The sequence below is a fragment of the Sediminibacillus dalangtanensis genome (genome assembly GCF_017792025.1).
GTDB classification, from domain to species: Bacteria; Bacillota; Bacilli; order Bacillales; family Amphibacillaceae; genus Sediminibacillus; species Sediminibacillus dalangtanensis.
Genome location: NZ_CP046956.1, coordinates 2,479,168 through 2,501,482, shown reverse-complemented (window position 1 = coordinate 2,501,482; position 22,315 = coordinate 2,479,168). Strand labels below are relative to the sequence as shown.

The window sequence follows — 22,315 nt, the reverse complement described above, 5'->3', positions numbered from 1 at the left end:
ATATTAAAGGTGAACGGGCTGTTCACTAAGTCAGAAAAACGACTGGTGGAGAGCCCTTTTGTAATTGCAGCAAACTCCGTAAACATGGTGGTTCAGCTAAGAAACGTGGCATAAGCTACGAACAAGTATGTGTCTTGGTCCCAAGAGACCATGAAAGATGACCTATTCGGAAACATTGGGAATGGATCGATTAACAAAAGAGCAATTAGACAAAGCTATCGGACATAAACTATCAAGAGAGAATGTTTTATGCACCGATTCTTGGCGTGCCTTTAAAACATATGCTGCTGAAAAAGGTATGATTATTCATCTATTCAAGTCTAACGGAGAGATTCGCACAGAGGATCTATGCCACATTCAAAATGTCACCAATTATCATCGAAGGCAAAAGGATGGATACAACATTTAATGGAGTTACAACTAAATATGTGAACAGTTACATTGCTTAGTTTCAAGAATTAGAATCCATTCAACATCAAATAAATCCTGTCACTATAAATGATTTGATTATTAAAACCTAATACAAAATATGGAAACATATGATACACTTAGAAATTTACGACATAAATATTATTTTTATTCAACTAACAGGCAGTTATGCGGAATAAGAAAGTCGTCATTCTTTAATGCGTATTAGACTCTTACTGCGCAACAAGAGTCTTCATTTTTAAATGACTTTGTGAAAAAGTGTACTTAAACTCACGAGGCAGTTTAGTTTAAGATGAGTATGAGAACTTTATGTGGCATTTGACAAAAAATGAGTAACAAAAAACCTCTTAAGAGTAAGAGGTTTAAACAATCGTATTTATATTTATTAAAAGTTGTAGGGCTTCCGCTGATTCTTCAATATTATCAAACAATTTTACCGTATTATTTTTATGATTGGTTATCTCTATAGTCCTTGTATGTTTTATGCATCGTACTGTCATTATTGGTTGTTCATTAGAGCTAAATGTATGTGTAATCTCAACATGGTTGTACTGACAAAGAGTTTCAAGCGTTTTTATTAGACTTTCTTTTGACATTTTAGTGTTTCCTCCTTAATGATGGAAGAAGACTAAGGAAAGTCAAAAGGTTCCCAACGATTGTATTGTATATATTAGTATAACATATATATGGTATATTGTATAATACTGTCTGAATAGTTAGAATAAGGTGTATAATAAAAGCGAAGATTCTTATTAAATTCACTGGTGCGTTAGCTGAACAAAACCTTTCATTAATAACAGGATTTATTGCTGCGCAGGACAATCATACTGCGCATTCAAATAACATCAATCTGACTAACTTTGTGAAAGAATGTACTTAAAGTAACGGGGGCAATCATTAAGTAAGCAGACTGACGTTAAAGTTGTTCTTTTTTATTGTTTTTTAGTTCAGGAATACCAATTACAAATTGGTGTATTACGTTAACATTTATTATATAGAAATTGAACTAACGCAGCAGTTTACTTGAATAGAATACTAAACTTTTAAAGGGGATTTAGCGTATAAAATAATGCTTAGTGAAAAGGATTCTTATAGTTTTATGTCTCACATTGAAGGTGGTTATTTTGAAAAAGGGAAGTACAGGAATGGCTTTATTTACAGGGTTATTTGTTGGAATTGTGTTTTTTTTATCTGAGTATTTTTTTCCTAATACAAACCTTATTACCAAAGTTATCATTGCAGGGGTATCTGCTTTAGTAGGCGGTTTGATAGGGAATAAGCTATTTCCTTATAAGTCGTGAAGAAATGCATTTAAAGTGACGGGGTCGTTAGTTTAGTAGGCCAATAATAAAAATGGACCTTCCTGATTTGTGGAAGGTCCATTTTTATACCTAATATCAACATTAAACATTAACAGAGCCTTGTAATGAAATTTTTTGAGTAAGTTATCTTCCCAGACATGTTTTCCTAAAGTAAAACCGATCGGACTGTGATGGACAGGTCTTCTAGAGAATAATGATCTACTCAGCTGACTAATGCCCCACAGTTACACACTTTTTTCTTCTTATCCTGAAACATGGTAAGATAGAAGAGAGGTCGAAGGTACACTACACGAGCGTACAGGCGCAAAATGTGAAAAACTGAAAGCTTGTAGGAAAATACATAATTTTTTTGAAAAGAAAAGGAGAGCGAAAGATGACCAATAAACTTATCCTTATTGATGGCAATAGTATTGCCTATCGGGCTTTTTTTGCCTTGCCGCTATTGAACAATGACAAAGGTGTTTATACCAACGCTATATATGGATTCACCAACATGCTGCTGAAAATACTGGAGACAGAAAAACCGACCCATATGCTGGTCGCCTTTGACGCAGGAAAAACTACCTTCCGTCATAAAACATACAAGGAGTACAAAGGCGGGAGACAAAAAACGCCGCCTGAGCTTTCTGAACAGTTCCCGTTGCTTCGTGACTTGTTGGATGCTTTCAGTATTCCTCATTATCAGCTGGAGCAATACGAGGCGGACGATATCATCGGAACTCTTGCTAAACAGGGTGAGGGCAAGGAATGGGAAGTAAACGTCATATCTGGTGATAAGGACCTTCTTCAGCTTGTTTCTGATAAAGTCACGGTTAGCTTGACGAAAAAAGGACTTAGCGATATCGATGCCTATACCCCTTCCTTCATGCTGGAAAAAATGGAAGTAAAACCAGAACAAATCATTGATATGAAAGCCTTGATGGGGGATAGTTCTGACAATATTCCCGGTGTACCGGGAATTGGTCAAAAAACGGCTGTCAAACTGTTGAAGCAATATGAAACACTTGATAATCTTTTTGACCATTTGGATGAAGTCAGTGGGAAAAAGCTGAAGGAAAAACTCGAAAACCATAAGCAGGATGCCTATATGAGTAAAGAACTGGTGACGATATCTTGTGACTCTCCCCTGGAAATAGGCTTGGAAGATCTTCCATACCCCGGGTATCAAGCACATAAAGTAAGTGCCATTTTCAAAGAATTGGGTTTTCAATCCCTGTTAAGCAGACTAGATGGCGAGGGTGCAGAGGATGCAGAACCAAGGGAAGAGCTGCCAGAATTAAATGTATCCATTCTCGAGGAGATCACCGAGGATGTGTTCACAGGAGAAGAAGCTGTGGTGGTAGAAATGCTGCAGGACAACTACCATTCAGCTCCGATAGAAGGAATCGGTATCGTCAATGCCCAGCACAACTACTTTGTCCCAACCGAAGCAGCATTGGAATCTACTGCTTTCAAACAGTGGGCAGAAGACCCTTCCATGAAAAAATATGTTTTTGATGCAAAGAAGACGACGGTCGCTTTGCTGAATAAGGGCATAGACGTAAAAGGTATTACTTTTGATTTGCTGCTAGCTTCCTATCTAATCAATCCTTCCGAGAATCATCACGATATCCCGGCTATTTGCCATCGAATGGGAGAAAAAGGGGTGTTGTATGACGAAGAAGTATATGGGAAAGGCGCGAAACTGAAGGTGCCAGAGCAGGAACTGCTTGCCGACCATGTATCCAGAAAAACCGGGTTGATCTATCAGTTAAAAGACAGAATGGAAGAGCAGTTGAAAGAAAATCAGCAGTTTGAACTGTTTGATGAATTGGAAATGCCACTTGCGGTTATCCTGGGTGAAATGGAACACACTGGTGTGCGGGTAGATATAAAGCGGCTGGAGGAAATGGGTACAGAACTCCAGCGCCGTCTCAAGGAAATCGAAGAGAAAGTGTTTGAGCTTGCTGGTGAGGAATTCAACTTGAACTCGCCAAAACAATTGGGGCCGATTTTGTTTGAAAAACTCGGCTTGCCTGTTATCAAAAAAACGAAAACAGGTTATTCCACCTCTGCGGATATTTTGGAACAGTTACAGGATCAGCATGAAATCATACCGAACTTGTTATTGTACAGGCAGTTAGGGAAATTGCAGTCAACGTATATAGAAGGATTGTTGAAAGTGGTCCATAGAGACAACGATAAAATCCACACGCGTTTCAACCAAGCACTAACACAAACGGGCAGATTGAGTTCGACGGATCCGAACTTACAAAACATCCCGATTCGCCTGGAAGAAGGAAGGAAAATCAGACAGGCGTTTACAGCTTCTAAAGAGGATTGGATTGTATTTGCAGCCGATTATTCGCAAATTGAGCTGCGTGTCTTAGCACACATAGCCAATGACGAAAAACTAATTGAAGCTTTCAATGACAACAAAGACATTCATACGCAAACTGCTATGGAGGTTTTTCATGTTGCTGAAGACGAGATAACCCCGAATATGCGCAGGCAGGCGAAGGCCGTCAATTTCGGAATAGTCTATGGAATAAGCGATTATGGGTTATCGCAGAGCCTGGGAATTACTAGGAAAGAAGCGAAAAAATTTATCGACCGGTATTTGGATACCTATTTGGGTGTAAGAGATTATATGGAGGAAATCATTCAGGAGGCGAAGCAAACGGGCTACGTTTCCACGATGATGAATCGGAGAAGATACCTTCCTGATATCACCAGCCGAAATTTCAACAAACGGAGCTTTGCCGAACGGACAGCAATGAATACGCCGATCCAAGGTAGTGCTGCTGATATTATCAAACTGGCGATGATCAATCTTCATCAGAAATTGAAGGACGAGCAAGTGGAAGCAAGAATGTTGCTTCAAGTACACGATGAATTGATTTTGGAAGCACCAAACAGGGAAATTGATAAATTGAAAACCATTGTCCCCTCGGCGATGGAAAGTGCAATTGAATTGAACGTACCATTAAAAGTAGATTATGCTTATGGGAAGACTTGGTATGATGCAAAATAGCAAGGAGAGAATAGGTAATGCCAGAATTGCCTGAAGTGGAAACAATAAGAAAAACATTATTGGAACTTGTAAAAAATAAACAAATTGCGGATGTAAAAGTGTATTGGGATAACATAATCAAACAGCCAACGGATGTTCACGTATTTAAACAACTGCTTCCCGGGCAAAGAATCCTTGATATCGACCGACGGGGGAAATTTTTGTTGTTCGAACTGGATGATTATACATTGATTTCCCATTTGCGCATGGAAGGAAATTACGGTGTTTATCAACAGCATGAGCCTGTGTTGAATCATACGCATGTTGTATTCACATTCACCGATGGCAGTGAGCTTCGTTACAAAGATGTAAGGAAATTCGGTACGATGCATTTGGTTGAAAAAGGAACAGCAAACCAGCAAAAACCTTTAAGTCAGCTCGGCCCTGATCCATTCAGCCCAGCATTCGATTTTGCCGTTTTTTATCAAAAGGTCCATAAAAGTGAACGAACGATTAAATCGATTTTATTGGATCAGACGGTGATTGCAGGATTGGGCAATATTTATGTCGATGAGTCGCTGTTCAAAGCAGGCATTCATCCAGAGAGAAAGGGAACCAGTTTATCTAAGAAAGAAGTTTCTGTCATCCATCAAAAGGCTGTCGAAACATTGGAACAGGCAATTGAACAAGGAGGTACTACCATCCGCTCTTACGTAAACAGTCAGGGGCAAATTGGTATGTTTCAGCAGGAATTGTTTGTTTATGGACAGGAAAACGAACCATGCAAAAGATGTGGAGGACCTATAACCAAAATCAAAGTAGGTGGCAGAGGAACACATATTTGCTTAACCTGTCAAGAATAGGGTAAGCACAAGGGGGATACTCCATCCATATACTAACTCGTAAAAGTATACGGATAAAGGAGTTAAGGATATGGCTGATATCTCCACCTTTGTGCTGCTTGCTTTTGCTGTCAGCTTGGACAGTTTCATGGTCGGATTTACTTATGGATTACGGAAAATGGCAATAAGACCCCGGACTATCCTTCTAATCGCGATAATAACGGCCGTAGTTTTTTATATTTCCATGTTGATCGGCTCCGTAATTGCTTCTTTTCTGGATCCTTCAGTAGCAGAAATGATCGGTGGAACAGTACTTATATTGATTGGCATTTGGGTCGTTTACCAGTTTTTCCGAACCGATAATACGCAACCGGAACAGCCGATTGTCTTGAAATTTGAAATAAAGTCGCTTGGTATTGTCATCGAAATATTAAAAAAACCGATGGCGGCTGACTTTGATAAATCTGGAAACATAACCGGGATAGAAGCTTTGCTGCTTGGTTTGGCGTTGTCTGTTGACTCTTTTGGTGCAGGGATTGGGGCAGCCATGCTTGGGTTCCCACCATTGCTGGCAGCTTGTGGCATTGGTGCCACTACTGGAATTTTTTTGACTGGAGGATTGAAAAGCGGCTACTTATTCTCTTATTGGCGTTGGCTGCAGCAATTGACATTTCTTCCCGGTTTGATTCTCATCGTAATCGGGATCATAAAAATTACCTGAAGGTGTGATAGATATGGCACTTGTAATCGGACTGACTGGAGGGATTGCCAGCGGGAAAAGTACCATTGCCGGCATTTTTGCCGAATGGAATATTCCTATAGTAGATGCAGATATTATTTCCAGACAGGTAGTAGAAAAGGGAGAGGCTGCATATGAGCAAATTGTCGATCTATTCGGTGAAGATGTGCTTCTCTCCGATGGGAATTTAGATCGTGGAAAATTGGGCAGTATTATTTTCAAAGATAAAGAAAAAAGAGAACAACTTAATAATATCGTCCATCCAGCAGTAAGAAAAAAAATGCTGGAACAACGAGACGCATATGCAGATAAGGGGGAAGCGGCCGTCGTACTGGATATTCCATTGTTATATGAGAGCGGCCTTACACATTTTGTTGATAAGGTACTGGTAGTTTATGTAGATGAACCAACACAACGGCAACGGTTGATGGATCGAAATGGCTTTTCTGAAGAAGAAGCAATCGACCGCATGAATTCCCAGCTTCCCTTAGAGAAAAAAGCAAAAATGGCAGATGAAATAATTGATAATAATGGCAGTGTGGAGTCATCCCGTCAGCAGCTGCTCACCATTTTAAAAAAATGGGAAGTTCCTCTCTAAAACAGACTTCGGCTAGGACACGGTTTCTTTAAAAAACTTCACCGGGAGCACTATTTCCACTTCCATAGACGAATGTATTGCGTATTGGAAGTCTTTTGGAACGAAAATGAACTTGTGGTGAAACAGTTGTTGGAGGAAGGATTTTGTTTAAAAAGTGAGAAAGTCGACGTTTCGAAAAAAGCCTGAAATTCCAGGCTTTTTTATTTTGCGTTATAAAAAGTGACACACTAATAAATTAAATATGCTATACTATTGTATGATTAATGATAAAAATGCACTTTAATAGGAGGTCGCTTTAATGACTACTCGTATAGCAATTAATGGGTTCGGTAGGATTGGGCGGATGGTGTTCAGAAGGGCAATTTGCGACAACGAATTGGATATAGTCGCCATTAATGCCAGTTACCCTTCAGAAACCATCGCACATTTAATCAATTATGACAGCGTTCATGGAAAATTTTCGCCTGAAGTGAAAGCGGTTTCGGACGGTGTGCTGGTTAACGGAAAAAAAGTTCTGCTTGTCTCCAACCGGACTCCGCGCGAGCTTCCCTGGGGAGAGTTGGAAATAGACCTTGTTATCGAAGCGACAGGAAAATTTAAAACGAGAGAAGCAGCTGGACAGCATTTGGATGCTGGGGCTAAGCAAGTCATCATTACTGCACCCGGCAAAAATGTGGATGCCACGATTGTTATGGGTGTAAATCAAGCGGATTTTCAGCCGGAAAACCATCGGGTAATATCTGCAGCCTCTTGCACAACAAATTGTCTGGCACCATTGCTAAAAGTTCTTCATCATGAATTTGGTATAGAACATGGTTTGTTGACCACGGTTCATGCTTTTACAAATGACCAGCAGAGCCTAGATAATCCGCATAAGGATTTACGAAGAGCGCGCGGCTGTACACAGTCGATTATCCCTACCACCACTGGAGCTGCAGAAGCAATTAAGGATGTAATACCTGCCATGGAGGGAAAACTAAAAGGAATCGCCTTACGTGTACCTACGCCGAATGTTTCATTGGTCGATTTGACCGTTGACCTGCAAAAAGACGTCACTCCCGACAAAGTAAACGAATGCTTTAGACGAGCCAGCGAGGAGTCAATGGATGGCATCATTCAATATAGTGATCAGCCGCTAGTTTCCATCGATTACACAACTTCCGATTTTTCAGCAGTGGTAGATGGGTTATCGACGATGGTCGTTGCCGAGAATAACTTGAAAATCATCGCATGGTATGACAATGAATGGGGATACGCCTGTCGCGTAGTAGATCTTGCCAGATTTATCTCCATGGCTTTAGCCAAACAGGAACGATATCAGTATTCCTGATGCGGATAAGTGCCTGCTGATTGCCTAATAATAAGATGGAGGGAATAACGCCCCCTTATTCTCTCTACAAAAAAGTTTTTGAACATGCTTGCAAAAACAAGGTAAACCGTATATACTTTTTTTGCACATCAACCGTTTGATGACGGTTGCCGTATGCAAGAAGGATTTCTGGTTTAATGCTTCGAATAAAAGAGGTATACCAAATAATGCAAAGCTGTTTCAACACAACCCGGTTTCCGGTAATTCTTCACCGTGAGCATGGATATCCACTGCTTTAAGGGTTAGGACCTCTTAGGACTAACTTTCCCCCATGGCGGTCCATGCTTTTATTGAGGAAACTTTTTTACTTTTAAAAGGGGGATTAATTGAATGGATACAATGGGCAGACACGTTATTGCAGAACTATGGGAATGTAATATAGATAAACTGAATGATATGGGATTAATCGAGAAGATTTTCGTGAATGCAGCTTTAAAAGCCGGAGCCGAAATTCGCGAGGTTGCTTTTCATAAATTTGCTCCTTATGGTGTGAGCGGCGTCGTGATTATTTCAGAATCCCATTTAACAATCCACAGCTTCCCGGAACATGGATACGCAAGCATCGATGTCTATACGTGTGGTGATATTATCGATCCAAACGTAGCTGCGGAATATATTGCTGAATCGCTTGAGTCGAATCGTAGCGAAAAAGTAGAAGTACCGCGGGGAATGGGTCCTGTGGAAGTCAGCCAGTTTAAAGCCTTATAATGGACGAAACAGAAACCCTTGCCAAAGAGGAGACGGCAAGGGTTTTTTATGCCGAAGCCATATTTTTCCAAATATTTCCCTATTGCTGAATCGGGTGGGATGGATGTGAAACAAAGAAAAGACTTTGGTCATCGTTTAATCGTTAAAAACGTGTTAAAATAAAAAGAAAAGACTTTGTCTAAGTTATGAGGTGCCTGTCATGAGTTTTCGACAAACAATCACAAAGTATTTCGGCAATCATGCCGAAACCAGTGAAAATCATTGGGATGCAAATTTACAGACACATTATTTTAAAACGACAAAAGAAAAAGGCTTACAGGCTGTTGAGGAATACTTTAAACGGTCCGGTTCCTATGAGATAGTAGCTCAATCGAAAGAGCACGGAGAAATCAGCGTCAATTACACCGGTGGAAGAAAAGCTTTCATTATTGCTACGGTCATTATGGTAAAACCTTATCGAACTGCAATTGACTTTTCAGTGACGACCGAATCGGTCCTCCCGTTTGATTTCGGATTCAGCCATAACCTGATTCCCAAATTGTACAGCCAGCTAAAGAAAGAACTAACTTTTTTGGAAACATCGATGACGAAGAATGCTGATTTATAATGAAACTGCTATAAAAGTATGGGGTTGATACATAATGAGATGTCCTAACTGCCAATTTAAAAGTACAAAAGTGCTTGATTCCCGTCCGATTGAAGAAGGCCGTTCAATTAGAAGAAGAAGAGAATGCGAAGAATGTTCTTTTCGTTTTACAACATTTGAAAGGCTGGAAGAAGTACCATTGATTGTCGTCAAAAAAGAAGGGACAAGAGAAGAGTACAGTCGGGAAAAGTTGATGAGAGGGTTGATCAAGGCTTGCGAGAAGCGTCCAGTAGCGTTGGAACAAATCGAATCGATTGCCGTAGAAGTAGAAAAAGAACTGCGTAACAGAGGTACCTCTGAGGTGCAAAGCAAAGAAATTGGCGAGATGGTCATGGATCGGCTTTCTTCTGTAGATGAAGTAGCATATGTCCGGTTTGCTTCTGTGTACAGACAGTTTAAAGATATTAGTGTTTTTTTGGATGAATTGAAGGATTTGATACGGTCGGATAATAAATAAATGGATGAAGCTTATCCAGGAAAGGAGACAACATCGTGAATCATCAACATATTGGTAAATTACTCCCGATCGACGGATTTGCTATAAAGACAACCGCGGCCTTATCTCTGGACAGTCTGCAATCTTTGACCCATTTGTATCAGCCGCTTGTCGGCAGTGATGCCATCTCTTTATATCACACACTGATGAGTGAGTGCCAATTAAGAAACAACCACCAGGAGCTGCAAACCCATCACACGTTGATGAATTACTTGTCTCTTCCGCTTGATAAGTTGTATCAGGCACGTTTGAAACTGGAAGGCATCGGCTTATTGAGCACATATAAAACGGAACAAGAACAAAAGAATGTATATACATACCAGTTGAATCCTCCTTTTTTGCCGATGGATTTTTTTAATGATGGAATGCTGTCACAGTTGCTTTATCATCACCTTGGCGAAAAAAAACATGCGGAATTGCTCCAGTTGTTTGACATAGAGGGTCATGATCACCTAGAAGGTGAAGAGGTAACCATGGAATTCGCGGAGGTATTTGATACACGCATCCACCATTTTGCTGCTCCCGATTCCCCGAGAGAAGAAAAGCAGCAAGAAAGCCAGAAAGGCATTGCTCATCTTGACAAGGAAGTTGATTTTTCCTGGATTGAACAAATGCTGCAAAAAAGGATGATACCCTCCCGTTCTGTCTTGACAGCAGCCAACAAAAAACTGATTCGGCAAATGACCGTGTTGTATGATTTGCCTGTTCAAGACTTGGAAAGCGCCGTGATTTGGGCTATCAATGAAGATAATCAGCTGGACGCAAAGGAATTCAAATCTGCCTGCCATGATTTATTCCAAGCCTCTGCAAGAAAGGCCGATATAAAACTGGTGGAAAAACAGGCTGGCAGTGTAAAAGCTGAAAATCCAACAGAAGTACCGGAAAGCAAGGAAGAACAGTTTGTGAAGATGCTGGAAGGAATTTCGCCAAAACAGCTGTTAGAAGATTTATCGGGCGGCAACCAAGCCTCGGCACAGGATTTAAAAACAATCAGAGATGTGATGACACAGCAAGGACTTTCGCCAGGTGTCATGAATGTGTTGGTTCATTATGTACTTTTAAAAACAGACATGAAACTATCCAAGGCTTATTTAGAAAAAATAGCGAGTCACTGGGCCAGGAAAAATGTGAAAACAGTGAAACAGGCAATGGCTCTAGCCAAATCGGAGAATCAAAAATATCAGCAATGGGGTTCTGCAAAGCAAAGTTATCGTAGACCTGCCCAAAAAGAGGTAATCCCAGACTGGTTTAAGGAAAGAAAAGCGCAACAGAATGGAAAAACTGCGAAAGAGACAGAAACTTCCATCGATAAAGAAGAAAACCAGGAAGACCTTGGCGAACTGATAAAAAGCTATTTGGAAAATGGCAGCTAGGGCGCTGTTTCTGTTTGTGGGGGACAGAAGTAAAAGAATAAGGATGATCGAAGATGGAACCTATTCAAGCTTCCTTGAAAAAATGGATGAAAGATAACAAAAACTTCCAAGAGAATTTTAGTCACTTGCGAAGCGCAATCGTTAATGATTCGCAGGTCAAGCAGCTGCTTTTAAATAATCCACAATTGGATTCAAAGGACATCGACAGGAATTTAATGAAGCTTTATGAATTTATCTCGCAATCTAAAAATTGCGCTGACTGTCCAGTCCGGGAAGAATGTAAAAACATCCTTCCCGGCTATACACCTTACTTGCAAGTAGATGGAAAAACGGTTCGTTTAAGCTATGAAAAATGCTATAAAAAAATCCAGCATGACGAACAGGAGAAGCAAAAGTCGCTTATTCAAAGCCTTTATATGCCAAAGGATATTCTCAACGCCACTTTTACGGATTTAGATCACACCGATAAACGACGGGAGGCTATTACAGAATCCCTCCGTTACCTTCAGTCGATCGGAACCGATAAACAAGCTGATAAAGGAATGTATTTTTATGGCCCCTTCGGAGTGGGAAAAACGCATTTCTTAGGAGCAATTGCCAATGAGCTGGCAAAAAAAAGGATTGCAACCATGATTATCTATATGCCCGAATTTGTCAGAGAAATAAAAGCATCTTTAAAGGATGACTCCCTGAATCAGAAAGTGGAGCGCTTCAAAACGATACCTGTTCTGATGCTGGATGACATAGGAGCGGAGTCGCAGTCAGCCTGGTTCAGAGACGAGATACTGGGATCTATACTACAGTATAGAATGATGGAAAAGTTACCTGTGTTTTTCACCTCCAATTATAGTCTCGAACAGCTGGAAAACCATTTAGCGACTACTACAAGAGGCGACATCGAAAAAGTCAAAGCTGGAAGGATCATTGAACGGATCAAACAAGTCAGCCGAGAGGTTCCTCTTTTTGGAGTGAACCGGAGGGAGTAAGGGAAAAGAGATACCTTAAGGAAAGAGGCTGGGACAAAAGCATAGTTGCCAAATGAAAAAACCGAACGATGTTCGAAATCCTAAGCATTCGAACTCGTTGGTTTTTTTATTTAAGCTATGTTAAATAATACTGTTGATTTATAATGAAAAAAATTAGGGAACCCCTCGTAGAGTAGGTTCCCGTTCTTATTGAACTAACGCACCCGTTAATTTAAGTACATTATTTCACAAGTTTGTCCTTTGCTCCTTCTTTTTCTCCGGCTATTATAGACTTTGCTATAATTTCACATTTTTTATAAGCCCAATTGTAATGATTGGAGGTATTTGCTACAAAATAGCTGCATAAATTACTTGTTTTAGTCCACTTATAGTATTTTTTTGTCATTATTTCTTCATTGGTATGTGACTTAATTAAATCTGTCACTCTTTCATGGCTTAATTTCAATTTTTTAATAGCTTGATTTAATGTTACATCTTGATAGTTTTCCCAAATTTTCATATTAAGTAGTTTAATATTTCTCCATTTATAACCAGGTGCTGGTATAGATGGAATATCTCCGTCCATACCTTCCCTATACCACCGCTCAAGCATGGCATGCCATTCATACAGATGCATTAGGACATCTCGAAAATTCTTAGCTCTGTCTTTAGTTTCGATAGATATTTTTCTTTTTCTACTAGGTACTGTTTCAATTACTTCAATCAATGCTTTAAAATTCTTGTCACTGTTCAATAATAGAATTTCTTTTTCACTTTTCTCCGTCATGATGATTTCCTCCTATAATGTATTGTTTATTTGAATCAATTTCATTTTCAATTAACACTGCCCGTTAGTTGAATAAGGTTTTCACCTGGTAAAATCTGATAATCTAAACTTATCATAAGTGATACTTACTGAGAACAAGCAACTTTCAATAATCATTTTACTAACGGTTGATTCATTATTTCGATGCTTGATGCTATCAAGGAACTGAAACCAACTCAAATAATCGTTTGAAGGAGTTTTTCACCAATTCTTTGGTTTCCTACTGAGCAAGTGAACCTGTCTTGAAAGAAGTATCCGATTGAAAACATAAAGATGGTTATACTTACGCTCAGAACAAATGTTCCTTTGGGACGAATATTAACAGCGTTGTTTAACATAGCTTTTATTTAAGTAAACATTTAATTAACTTTCTCTTTAGATTGAATGGTGGATCCCAGGCGTTTTTTGCCATCTACTATTTTTTCTTCCGATAGATCACACATTTTTTGAAGCATTCATCCATATAATGTAACAGTTTGATCGTGATGAGGGTGATGAGTATTGCTTGAGGTTTATTTTGAGACAAAAGCAGAAACCATGACATTTTGTGATCGGATTGTTCAGTATGGCCTCGATGTAGAACTGAACTGGAAAACCAACGACACGTGGGGAAACCGAATCAAAATCCGGGAAAGCCGTTCCAAGGAGGAGCAGCTGGCTAACACTGCAGAGGCGATGGCATATGTCTTCATAAGGCATAAAGAAAGCAGCTGGGTCGCTGATATAATCAAAAATGTTTATTATTATAAAGATAAGGAGGAAGTACATCGAATTTCGGAGCTGGCCCATTCTATTTTGTCCGGTGATGATTCAGGGGATGTTCCGATACCGGTTGATATCGACTTGCGGGAGACATTGAAAAGTTGCTTCCAGGATAACATCCATACTGAAGAAGCAGTCCACTTCAACTCATTAGTGAATTTTCGCCTGCAGCCCTACAAAGAAGAACTTATCGAAATCATCGGGATGGCGATTGATGAATTTAAACGGGAAGAAGATTACCAATCGTTTGTCCAATCGCTACGGGAATACGTGGCAAAAAAGAAGTCCAAATTCCAGGTCGTCCACGTTGTCCAAGGCAGGAACTTCAAATTTTATAAAGCGAACGGAAAGCCATTTTCCAAGATGGAAATAAAAATGCTGATCCAGCAGGAGCCGCTGTACATAGTCGGTTTGGATGAAGCAGAGCTGAATATAACACCGCTGCTTGCCATGGCGCCTGAGCGGGTGGTCATATACGGAGATCATCCTTCTGAGCCAAAAACATTGACCGTGATCAATGTTTTCCAGGAAAAAGCGGTTTTCGAACCGTTTACCCGGTTTCCTTTCCCGAATTATTTAAGAAATCATTAAATACACTTGATTTTTGACGACTGTATCGCTATAATTACGTTCATAAATGATTAACACATCGGTTTTGATGAGGACACGATCGAATCGACCAGGAATACTATAGAGAGGGAAGCCGCCCGGCTGAAAGCTTCCTGTATTACCGTCATTCTGATTACCCCCTCTGAACCCTGTTATTGAACTGAGATAGTAAGTAACAGCGTATCATCTACGTTACAGATGCTAAATGAGCCGTACGTTTTTGCGGGAATTAGGGTGGAACCACGAGGCCAACGCTCGTCCCTTAGCTATTAACAGCTATCGGGACGGGCGTTTTTTATTTATTCTGCTTAATCTACAAAACAAATTTTAAAGGAGAGACTACTTATGTCAGAAATGATCCGCATTACATTTCCAGACGGGGCCCAGAAGGAATTTCCTCAGGGAACAACTGGAGAGGATATAGCAGCATCGATTTCACCGGGATTAAAGAAACAGGCGCTGGCAGTAAAACTGGACGGAATCCCTTATGATCTTCGCAGCGAGCTGCCTGGAAACGGCGAGATCGAGATCATCACCAATAAACAGCAAGAAGGAATTGAAATAATGCGTCATTCTGCTGCTCACTTGATGGCACAGGCAATCAAGCGCTTGTACGATAATGTTCAATTCGGGGTGGGTCCTGTCATTGAGGATGGATTTTATTATGATTTTGATATGGAAGAATCCGTAACCCCAGAAGATTTACCTAGAATTGAAAAAGAAATGCAAAAAATCATCGACGAAAATTTAGAAATTGTTCGCAAGGAAGTTTCACGCGAAGAAGCGAAGGAAATGTTCCGGGAAATCGGTGATGAATTAAAGCTTGAATTAATTGATGCTATTCCCGAAGGAGAAACAGTGTCCATTTATCAGCAAGGTGAATTCTTCGATTTATGCCGTGGCATCCATGTCCCTTCCACGAGTAAAATAAAAGTTGTTAAACTGTTGAGCATTTCTGGTGCTTACTGGCGAGGTGACAGCGACAATAAAATGCTGCAGCGAATATACGGCACTGCATTTGAGAAAAAGAGCAGTCTTGATGAATATTTGCGTCTTCGTGAAGAAGCGAAAGAACGCGACCACCGTAAGTTGGGGAAAGAACTGGACTTGTTCACGGTATCTCAGCAAGTCGGTCAGGGCTTGCCGCTTTGGCTGCCGAAAGGCGCCACTATCCGCCGGACAATCGAACGTTACATTGTCGATCTGGAGGAAAGGCTGGGTTATGATCATGTTTATACCCCGGTTCTCGGCAGTGTAGATCTTTATAAAACAAGTGGGCATTGGGACCATTACAAGGATGACATGTTCCCTACACTGGAAATGGACAACGAAGACCTTGTCCTACGTCCAATGAACTGCCCGCATCATATGATGGTGTTTAAAAATGAACTGCACAGCTATCGTAATCTTCCTGTCCGTATTGCGGAGCTTGGCACCATGCACCGCCATGAAATGTCGGGTGCACTTGCCGGCTTACAGCGTGTTCGGGCTATGACACTGAATGATGCCCATATCTTTGCACGGCCAGATCAGCTGAAAGATGAATTTATTCGTGTGGTACAGTTAGTCCAGGCAGTTTACAAAGATTTCGGTATCGATGATTATTATTTCCGTCTATCCTACCGTGATCCAGAGGATACTGAAAAGTACGTTGATAACGATGAGATGTGGGAAAAAGCCCAGGCAATGTTGAAAGAGACGATGGAAGACATGGAGCTTGATTATGTGGAAGCCGAAGGTGAAGCAGCTTTCTATGGTCCTAAGCTGGATGTTCAGGTTAAAACGGCGCTAGGTAAAGATGAAACGTTGTCTACCGTTCAATTGGACTTTCATTTGCCCGAGCGGTTTGATTTGACCTACATCGGGGAAGACGGCAAAGAACACCGGCCTGTCGTCATCCATCGCGGTGTCGTATCTACGATGGAGCGTTTTGTGGCATTCCTTATCGAGGAATATAAAGGGGCATTTCCTACATGGCTTGCACCTGTACAAGCCCGGATTATCCCTGTATCGCCTGGAATTCACCTGGATTATGCTAAAAAAGTGGAGGAGGACTTGCGATATCGTGGAGTCCGCGTAGAAGTGGATGAGCGTGATGAGAAAATCGGCTATAAAATCCGCGAAGCACAAACGCAGAAAATCCCTTACGCCCTTGTCGTGGGTGATAAAGAAATCGAAGACACTGCCGTAAACGTCCGGCGTTATGGCGAGAAAAATTCAGAGACGAAGCCTTTGGATAAGTTCATCGATCAAATCGAAGCGGAGATACGTGAAAAAACATTAGCCAACCAGTAAAAAAAGAGATGGTCTCGAATTCTAGAGTGGAAATCACCAGTGTACGAAATGCTGGTGATTTTTTCTATCAAGCAAGAATATCCATTCAGCTCCGCTTATCTGTATCAACAGATTGGATGGCTGCATAAGTTGTGAAAAATACCCCCTTGTGTTTTTGCTCTGAATTTTGTATGATGAGATAGTCGTTTTCATAGAAACGCAACCATGGTTGTTGACATCTTAGCATGCTTATGCTATTATTTTAAAGGTGAAATTAAATAATGATCTGAGGCAAGCAGAAGCACCCGCTTCTCACCTGATCGACGCGTTTTGCAGTTGGCAGGTTACAACATCCTTATTGTATGGGAAGATGTGTGGGTGCAGTATGTACCGACATTTTTTTTATGCTTTCAACTACAACAACTTGTCGATATGATCTTATATTGTTTTTCCAAACTCTATGGAGGTGGCTCATTATTAGCAAAGATATGAACGTCAATGAGAAAATTCGTGCTCGCGAAGTCAGGCTCATTGATTCAAATGGAGACCAACTTGGGGTCAAATCCCGCCAAGAAGCATTAGACATTGCTCAAACAAGAAATTTGGACCTTGTATTAGTAGCTCCAAATGCAAAACCGCCGGTATGCCGGATCATGGATTATGGTAAATACCGTTTTGAGCAACAAAAGAAAGATAAAGAAGCACGTAAAAAACAAAAAGTTATTAATGTCAAAGAGGTTCGCTTAAGCCCTGGCATTGAAGAGCATGACTTCAATACGAAGTTGCGCAACGCCAGAAAGTTTCTTGAAAAAGGCGATAAAGTGAAAGCTTCCATTCGGTTCCGTGGCCGTGCCATTACACATAAAGAATTAGGACAGGAAGTCCTTGAAAAAATGGCAGAGGAATGTAAAGATATTTCCACTGTTGAAACAAAGCCGAAAATGGAAGGCCGCAGCATGTTTCTAATGCTTGCGCCAACCAACGAAAAATAACTTTTATCAGTAAGTTGTGATTTGAACAAATTGCGGTTCATGCAGGGGCAAACTGACGCCGAGCTACGCCGGTAATTTTCCCCGCAAGTATGAACATTCAAGCAAATAGGAGTTTATACGAGGATGAAAAGAACCAAGTAGATCAAGGAAGCGCAGCTGCGAGGAACACAGCGTATAAAAAAGATACGTGCGTACCGGAGGAGCAAGCTGACGCTGAGCTACGCCGGTAATTTTCACCCGCAAGTATGAACATTCATTACAAGGAGGAACATAACATGCCAAAAATGAAAACCCACAAAGGTTCTCAAAAACGTTTCCAAAAAACAGGTTCCGGAAAGCTTAAACGCTCTCATGCATACACTAGTCACTTGTTTGCCAACAAGTCTCAAAAGCAAAAACGCAAATTGCGTAAAAGTGATATTGTTTCTGCTGGAGACTACAAACGCATTAAGCAAATGCTGCCAAACAAATAAACCTTAAATCCGAATTTATCGGTTATATATATTAGGAGGGAATTATTATGCCACGTGTAAAAGGTGGAACAGTTACTCGCAGACGTCGTAAGCGCGTATTAAAGCTTGCTAAAGGATATTATGGCTCGAAACATGCCCTATTTAAAACAGCTAAACAACAAGTAATGAAATCAGGTCAATATGCTTACCGCGACCGCAGACAGAAAAAGCGTGAATTCCGTAAGCTTTGGATTGCACGTATTAATGCTGCAGCGCGTTTGAATGACCTGTCTTACAGCCGTTTGATGCACGGTCTAAAACAAGCTGGAATTGAAGTAAACCGTAAAATGCTTTCTGATTTGGCTATCAATGATGAAAAAGCATTTGCACAGCTTGCTGACAAGGCTAAAGATGCATTGAAATAAGGAATGTCCAAAAACCATCCTCGTTCAGCGGGGATGGTTTTTCTTTTAAAATCTATTCATGCACAGCACAGGTGGTACTCTTTGTTTGCAGGGTGGTTTTCACTCACTTAAAGTCAAACTGTATTTTTTAAGTCTGAAAGCATTAAACTTTTAAGAAATAGTCTTTCTTTAAAACTACCAACAAACCGGATAGGAGATGGAACATGCCAAATGGATTTTTACTACTATACATAATAGGGATAAATATTGCAGAATGGATTCTCATGGGAATAGATAAGCGGAGGGCCGTCAAGCATCAGTGGAGGATATCTGAAAAAACGCTTTGGATAGGGGCTTTAATTGGAGGAGCGGCAGGAGGGATAGCAGGGATGTACACATTCAGGCATAAAACCCGTCACTTCCGTTTTAAACTGGGGATGCCGGTACTTTTCATCATTCATCTTTATTTAATCGTTCAATGGAAGGGATAGACTTATCCGAACAGTATTCGGCTAAATGGGACAACTCCGATAAAACCTTCTTGTCATAACAGCTCGTCTATTGTCATAGAATGAGCTGAAGGAAAAGGGGGCAAAGGAGATGGGAGATGTCAGCAGCTATTTGTTGACCATAGCAGAGACAGGTGGTATTTTGACGCCTCTGCTGTTCATAGGATTTCATTTATTGCGTCCGTTGTTTTTCCTGCCTGTTATCTTGATCTGTATAACAGGAGGAGTATTATTCGGAGCGATAGCTGGCACGTTATACTCTGTAATCGGTATTACGTTATCAAGCATGACGTTCTACAAACTGATACAGTGGATGCCGGGCATGTCGGATAAACTCGTGCATGTAAAGCAAAAGTTGATGGGGGAACGATCAACGTTGACGACCTCCCAGGTGGCTGTACTGCGACTCATCCCTTTTATTCATTTTCATTTGTTATCCTTATGTATTTTAGAAATTTCTTCTAGCTTTAAAGAATATGTTCGATCGTCTTTTTACTCCAATATTCCGCTGGCGGTACTTTATACATCCTTCGGGAAATGGATATCGAGCTTATCGCCGGTGGTCATGATGGCCTTTATTCTTTTTCTGCTGCCGTTTTTATATTTTCTCCGCAGAAAACAAACAACGATAAAATGGGCTGAATTCTTTGTGGGAAAAAGTCCAACAGTCAAACAGTAAGAAAAGCTAGTGGCACCTTGTACTCCGGTACTTCAGCCTGCTCGGAGTATTTTGCCTTATGTCCTCGGAGGCTAATGGATTCGGTTGAAGATACCATCCAGTAATCTTGATTTTTATTTAAAGAAGCAGATGCACGAGTGCGTCTGCTTCTGTTTGATCACTTTTTGATCAGCAGTTTATCTATCGGATGCTTCCATTCGATTGTTGCATAGGGATACCTGATCAAGACTTCCTCTTCCATGAAGTACAAATCTTTTCTTTCCAGACCCTTCAACTCTCCTGGATAGTGCGCATGGATACTGATATTCAATACGTCAAATGAATCCTCGGTCGTTCCTAAGTATTTCTCGCCTTCAAAAATGAATCCTTTGTAGGTCATCAGAAAATTTTTTTTAATATTGTCAGGCTCATCCAGAAAGAAAAAGTCCTTTTTTTCGCGTGCTACTTCCAACTTTCTGTTAGGATTGATCCAATACTTATATATCGTATAAAGAAGCATCACCATTGCGACAAAAATCAGTAAGCGAAATAGTAAAACAATCATACACACCGTCTCCTGTTTTAGAGTCTTCTCTCCTTTACGAATAAAACCTGGTCAAGGTTTCAACAATTTGCAAATAAGCATGTTATAATCAAGAAAAAGTTCAAAAAGGAGAAACATAAAGATGTATTGGGAGCAGTTATTTGACACACAAAGGCAATTGGATGAGCATATTCAAACGAATAATCGCGTAAAAGCAGATGAATTGTTCGAAAGAAAAGTATTAGCTCTATTAGTGGAAACCGGAGAGTTAGCGAACGAAACACGTTGTTTCAAGTTTTGGAGCAAAAAGCCGAAAAGTGAATCGGCAGTCATCCTGGAAGAATACGTGGATGGGTTGCATTTTATTCTTTCACTAGGGCTTGATACTGGCTACCGCTATGATTCTGACGCGGTACAGCCCACTGATTTAGATGATACGCAGTTATTTCTCCAAGTCTATGAACAAATCATAGCATTCAAGCAAGTTCCCAGTAAAGCGAACTACCATCAGTTATTTACAACATACCTACAGTTGGGGGCACAGCTAGGCTTTCCAGAAGAAGCCATCCAGGAAGCGTATAACAAGAAAAACAAAGTAAACCATCAACGTCAACAACAGGGCTATTGATTCGTGTACCGATGAAGGGTATGTTTTGTCTATCTTGGAAAAAACCGCTATAATTCAATGTGAACCCTAAAAAGGAGGAAAATACATATGGCAGCGTACAATGAAACAGTTACAATGTTGAAGGAGTTAACGGATGCAAGAGGGATATCCGGCAATGAAAAAGAAGCAAGAGAAGTAATGGAAAAGTATATCGCTCCTTATGCGGATGAAGTGTTCACCGATAATATCGGGAGTCTGATTGCAAAGAAAACCGGAAAAGAAAACGGACCTAAAGTGATGGTAGCCGGGCACTTGGATGAAGTGGGCTTTATGGTCACTCGCATTGATGATAAAGGATTTGTTTATTTCCAAACAATCGGCGGCTGGTGGAGCCAAGTGATGCTTGCACAGCGTGTAACGCTTATGACGAGAAAAGGGGATGTTACCGGAATTATCGGTTCGAAGCCACCTCACATCTTGCCGGCAGAAGCACGTAAAAAGCCAGTGGAAATAAAGGATATGTTTATCGATATCGGTGCATCCAGCAGAGAAGAAGCTGAGGAGTTCGGTGTTCGTCCGGGAGACTCGATTGTTCCTTACTTCGAATTCACCCAAATGAACAACGAAAAGCTGCTTTTAGCTAAAGCATGGGATAATCGAATTGGCTGTGCGATTGCCATTGAAGTGCTGAAGCGCTTAAAAGGTGAAAATCATCCAAATATTGTTTATGGAGTGGGAACGGTACAGGAAGAGGTAGGCCTTCGAGGCGCCCGCACTGCTACACATACAATCAAACCGGATATCGGTTTTGGTGTCGATGTTGGTATTGCTGGAGACACTCCTGGTATTTCCGATAAAGAAGCGGACAGTAAAATTGGAGAGGGTCCACAAATCATCCTTTATGATGCCTCGGCTATTTCTCACAAAGGATTGCGTGATTTTGTACTGGACACGGCAGATGCCAAGAAAATTCCTTATCAGTATGCCACAATGGCTGCAGGTGGAACAGATACAGGTTCTATCCACTTAACGGCAAATGGTGTTCCGGCATTATCCATCACAGTTGCCACACGCTACATTCACACACATGCAGCAATTTTACATCAAGATGACTTTGAGAACGCCGTCAAGATAATCGTCGAAGTGATCAAAGGGTTGGATGAAGATAAAGTGAAAGAGATTACGTTCGGTTAAATGAA

The 22,315-nt window shown here is 40.7% G+C and carries 23 protein-coding genes, 2 pseudogenes and 1 other annotated feature; of the genes and pseudogenes, 21 read left to right on the top strand and 4 right to left on the bottom strand.

Going from position 1 to position 22,315, the window contains the following annotated elements; translation table 11 throughout:
* Window positions 1–71 precede the first annotated feature (71 nt).
* Window positions 72–553 (top strand): annotated as a pseudogene (locus tag ERJ70_RS12620) (IS1595 family transposase); the annotation flags it as partial.
* Between the two features lie 238 nt (window positions 554–791).
* Here the strand turns inward: ERJ70_RS12620 and ERJ70_RS12615 are convergent.
* Window positions 792–1,025, bottom strand: coding sequence for a hypothetical protein (locus tag ERJ70_RS12615; protein WP_209365196.1), 234 nt, complete (start codon window positions 1,023–1,025; stop codon window positions 792–794).
* Between the two features lie 528 nt (window positions 1,026–1,553).
* Between ERJ70_RS12615 and ERJ70_RS12610 the strand changes: the two genes are divergently transcribed.
* The 11 genes from ERJ70_RS12610 to dnaI all read left to right on the top strand — a co-directional run bounded on the left by ERJ70_RS12610 (window position 1,554) and on the right by dnaI (window position 12,500).
* Window positions 1,554–1,730 carry a hypothetical protein gene (locus tag ERJ70_RS12610; protein WP_209369584.1) on the top strand — a complete coding sequence of 59 codons (177 nt, stop codon included), beginning with the start codon at window positions 1,554–1,556 and terminating at the stop codon, window positions 1,728–1,730.
* Between the two features lie 394 nt (window positions 1,731–2,124).
* On the top strand, window positions 2,125–4,764 hold the full coding sequence (gene polA / locus ERJ70_RS12605) for a DNA polymerase I (RefSeq protein WP_209365195.1): 2,640 nt from the start codon (window positions 2,125–2,127) through the stop codon (window positions 4,762–4,764).
* A 17-nt stretch (window positions 4,765–4,781) separates the two neighbouring features.
* Window positions 4,782–5,606, top strand: a complete 825-nt coding sequence (mutM, locus tag ERJ70_RS12600) for a DNA-formamidopyrimidine glycosylase (RefSeq protein WP_209365194.1) — start codon at window positions 4,782–4,784, stop codon at window positions 5,604–5,606.
* Window positions 5,607–5,676: 70 nt separating this feature from the next.
* The gene (gene ytaF, locus ERJ70_RS12595) at window positions 5,677–6,306 is read left to right on the top strand and encodes a sporulation membrane protein YtaF (protein ID WP_209365193.1); all 630 of its coding nucleotides are present in this window, start codon (window positions 5,677–5,679) and stop codon (window positions 6,304–6,306) included.
* A gap of 13 nt (window positions 6,307–6,319) precedes the next feature.
* On the top strand, window positions 6,320–6,922 hold the full coding sequence (gene coaE / locus ERJ70_RS12590) for a dephospho-CoA kinase (protein ID WP_209365192.1): 603 nt from the start codon (window positions 6,320–6,322) through the stop codon (window positions 6,920–6,922).
* 298 nt (window positions 6,923–7,220) lie between these two features.
* Window positions 7,221–8,252 (top strand): glyceraldehyde-3-phosphate dehydrogenase, encoded by a 1,032-nt coding sequence (locus ERJ70_RS12585; RefSeq protein WP_209365191.1) that lies wholly within the window; start codon window positions 7,221–7,223, stop codon window positions 8,250–8,252.
* Between the two features lie 369 nt (window positions 8,253–8,621).
* On the top strand, window positions 8,622–8,999 hold the full coding sequence (gene speD / locus ERJ70_RS12580) for an adenosylmethionine decarboxylase (RefSeq protein ID WP_026569738.1): 378 nt from the start codon (window positions 8,622–8,624) through the stop codon (window positions 8,997–8,999).
* A 199-nt stretch (window positions 9,000–9,198) separates the two neighbouring features.
* The gene (locus tag ERJ70_RS12575) at window positions 9,199–9,606 is read left to right on the top strand and encodes a cytosolic protein (protein ID WP_209365190.1); all 408 of its coding nucleotides are present in this window, start codon (window positions 9,199–9,201) and stop codon (window positions 9,604–9,606) included.
* Between the two features lie 34 nt (window positions 9,607–9,640).
* Complete coding sequence (gene nrdR / locus ERJ70_RS12570) at window positions 9,641–10,102, top strand: transcriptional regulator NrdR (protein WP_026569739.1); 462 nt, start codon at window positions 9,641–9,643, stop codon at window positions 10,100–10,102.
* A gap of 35 nt (window positions 10,103–10,137) precedes the next feature.
* Complete coding sequence (locus ERJ70_RS12565) at window positions 10,138–11,514, top strand: replication initiation and membrane attachment family protein (protein WP_209365189.1); 1,377 nt, start codon at window positions 10,138–10,140, stop codon at window positions 11,512–11,514.
* A gap of 53 nt (window positions 11,515–11,567) precedes the next feature.
* On the top strand, window positions 11,568–12,500 hold the full coding sequence (gene dnaI, locus ERJ70_RS12560; protein ID WP_209365188.1) for a primosomal protein DnaI: 933 nt from the start codon (window positions 11,568–11,570) through the stop codon (window positions 12,498–12,500).
* 220 nt (window positions 12,501–12,720) lie between these two features.
* Here the strand turns inward: dnaI and ERJ70_RS12555 are convergent, their stop codons facing one another.
* Both ERJ70_RS12555 and ERJ70_RS12550 read right to left on the bottom strand, forming a co-directional pair.
* On the bottom strand, window positions 12,721–13,266 hold the full coding sequence (locus ERJ70_RS12555; protein ID WP_209365187.1) for a ClbS/DfsB family four-helix bundle protein: 546 nt from the start codon (window positions 13,264–13,266) through the stop codon (window positions 12,721–12,723).
* An 81-nt stretch (window positions 13,267–13,347) separates the two neighbouring features.
* Window positions 13,348–13,488 (bottom strand): annotated as a pseudogene (locus tag ERJ70_RS12550) (IS1595 family transposase); the annotation flags it as partial.
* 318 nt (window positions 13,489–13,806) lie between these two features.
* Here ERJ70_RS12550 and ytxC point away from each other — a divergent pair.
* From ytxC to ERJ70_RS12515, 7 genes are all read left to right on the top strand, one after another.
* Entirely contained in the window at window positions 13,807–14,658 is an 852-nt protein-coding gene (gene ytxC / locus ERJ70_RS12545) for a putative sporulation protein YtxC (RefSeq protein WP_209365186.1), read from the top strand.
* A gap of 363 nt (window positions 14,659–15,021) precedes the next feature.
* Complete coding sequence (gene thrS / locus ERJ70_RS12540) at window positions 15,022–16,971, top strand: threonine--tRNA ligase (protein ID WP_209365185.1); 1,950 nt, start codon at window positions 15,022–15,024, stop codon at window positions 16,969–16,971.
* A gap of 266 nt (window positions 16,972–17,237) precedes the next feature.
* Window positions 17,238–17,359 (top strand) — a sequence feature (ribosomal protein L20 leader region).
* Between the two features lie 79 nt (window positions 17,360–17,438).
* Window positions 17,439–17,942, top strand: a complete 504-nt coding sequence (infC, locus tag ERJ70_RS12535) for a translation initiation factor IF-3 (protein WP_209369353.1) — start codon at window positions 17,439–17,441, stop codon at window positions 17,940–17,942.
* Window positions 17,943–18,217: 275 nt separating this feature from the next.
* Window positions 18,218–18,415, top strand: a complete 198-nt coding sequence (gene rpmI / locus ERJ70_RS12530) for a 50S ribosomal protein L35 (protein WP_026771086.1) — start codon at window positions 18,218–18,220, stop codon at window positions 18,413–18,415.
* Between the two features lie 47 nt (window positions 18,416–18,462).
* Window positions 18,463–18,819, top strand: a complete 357-nt coding sequence (rplT, locus tag ERJ70_RS12525; protein WP_026569744.1) for a 50S ribosomal protein L20 — start codon at window positions 18,463–18,465, stop codon at window positions 18,817–18,819.
* A 203-nt stretch (window positions 18,820–19,022) separates the two neighbouring features.
* The gene (locus ERJ70_RS12520) at window positions 19,023–19,289 is read left to right on the top strand and encodes a DUF1294 domain-containing protein (protein WP_209365184.1); all 267 of its coding nucleotides are present in this window, start codon (window positions 19,023–19,025) and stop codon (window positions 19,287–19,289) included.
* A gap of 109 nt (window positions 19,290–19,398) precedes the next feature.
* Window positions 19,399–19,986 (top strand): TVP38/TMEM64 family protein, encoded by a 588-nt coding sequence (locus ERJ70_RS12515; RefSeq protein ID WP_209365183.1) that lies wholly within the window; start codon window positions 19,399–19,401, stop codon window positions 19,984–19,986.
* A 157-nt stretch (window positions 19,987–20,143) separates the two neighbouring features.
* Here ERJ70_RS12515 and ERJ70_RS12510 read toward each other — a convergent pair whose 3' ends face one another.
* Window positions 20,144–20,530, bottom strand: a complete 387-nt coding sequence (locus tag ERJ70_RS12510) for a sigma-w pathway protein ysdB (RefSeq protein ID WP_074600824.1) — start codon at window positions 20,528–20,530, stop codon at window positions 20,144–20,146.
* A 121-nt stretch (window positions 20,531–20,651) separates the two neighbouring features.
* On the opposite strand from ERJ70_RS12510, the gene ERJ70_RS12505 reads away from it, so the two are divergent.
* Both ERJ70_RS12505 and ERJ70_RS12500 read left to right on the top strand, forming a co-directional pair.
* The gene (locus ERJ70_RS12505; protein ID WP_209365182.1) at window positions 20,652–21,137 is read left to right on the top strand and encodes a dUTP diphosphatase; all 486 of its coding nucleotides are present in this window, start codon (window positions 20,652–20,654) and stop codon (window positions 21,135–21,137) included.
* Between the two features lie 87 nt (window positions 21,138–21,224).
* Complete coding sequence (locus ERJ70_RS12500; RefSeq protein WP_209365181.1) at window positions 21,225–22,310, top strand: M42 family metallopeptidase; 1,086 nt, start codon at window positions 21,225–21,227, stop codon at window positions 22,308–22,310.
* Window positions 22,311–22,315 lie beyond the last annotated feature (5 nt).

Coding starts and splice junctions, on each gene's coding strand:
- ERJ70_RS12615 (WP_209365196.1), bottom strand. CDS start 1,025: ATGTCAAAAGAAAGTCTAATAAAAACGCTTGAAACTCTTTGTCAGTAC.
- polA (WP_209365195.1), top strand. CDS start 2,125: ATGACCAATAAACTTATCCTTATTGATGGCAATAGTATTGCCTATCGG.
- mutM (WP_209365194.1), top strand. CDS start 4,782: ATGCCAGAATTGCCTGAAGTGGAAACAATAAGAAAAACATTATTGGAA.
- ytaF (WP_209365193.1), top strand. CDS start 5,677: ATGGCTGATATCTCCACCTTTGTGCTGCTTGCTTTTGCTGTCAGCTTG.
- coaE (WP_209365192.1), top strand. CDS start 6,320: ATGGCACTTGTAATCGGACTGACTGGAGGGATTGCCAGCGGGAAAAGT.
- ERJ70_RS12585 (WP_209365191.1), top strand. CDS start 7,221: ATGACTACTCGTATAGCAATTAATGGGTTCGGTAGGATTGGGCGGATG.
- speD (WP_026569738.1), top strand. CDS start 8,622: ATGGATACAATGGGCAGACACGTTATTGCAGAACTATGGGAATGTAAT.
- ERJ70_RS12575 (WP_209365190.1), top strand. CDS start 9,199: ATGAGTTTTCGACAAACAATCACAAAGTATTTCGGCAATCATGCCGAA.
- nrdR (WP_026569739.1), top strand. CDS start 9,641: ATGAGATGTCCTAACTGCCAATTTAAAAGTACAAAAGTGCTTGATTCC.
- dnaI (WP_209365188.1), top strand. CDS start 11,568: ATGGAACCTATTCAAGCTTCCTTGAAAAAATGGATGAAAGATAACAAA.
- ERJ70_RS12555 (WP_209365187.1), bottom strand. CDS start 13,266: ATGACGGAGAAAAGTGAAAAAGAAATTCTATTATTGAACAGTGACAAG.
- thrS (WP_209365185.1), top strand. CDS start 15,022: ATGTCAGAAATGATCCGCATTACATTTCCAGACGGGGCCCAGAAGGAA.
- infC (WP_209369353.1), top strand. CDS start 17,439: ATGAACGTCAATGAGAAAATTCGTGCTCGCGAAGTCAGGCTCATTGAT.
- rpmI (WP_026771086.1), top strand. CDS start 18,218: ATGCCAAAAATGAAAACCCACAAAGGTTCTCAAAAACGTTTCCAAAAA.
- rplT (WP_026569744.1), top strand. CDS start 18,463: ATGCCACGTGTAAAAGGTGGAACAGTTACTCGCAGACGTCGTAAGCGC.
- ERJ70_RS12520 (WP_209365184.1), top strand. CDS start 19,023: ATGCCAAATGGATTTTTACTACTATACATAATAGGGATAAATATTGCA.
- ERJ70_RS12515 (WP_209365183.1), top strand. CDS start 19,399: ATGGGAGATGTCAGCAGCTATTTGTTGACCATAGCAGAGACAGGTGGT.
- ERJ70_RS12510 (WP_074600824.1), bottom strand. CDS start 20,530: ATGATTGTTTTACTATTTCGCTTACTGATTTTTGTCGCAATGGTGATG.
- ERJ70_RS12505 (WP_209365182.1), top strand. CDS start 20,652: ATGTATTGGGAGCAGTTATTTGACACACAAAGGCAATTGGATGAGCAT.
- ERJ70_RS12500 (WP_209365181.1), top strand. CDS start 21,225: ATGGCAGCGTACAATGAAACAGTTACAATGTTGAAGGAGTTAACGGAT.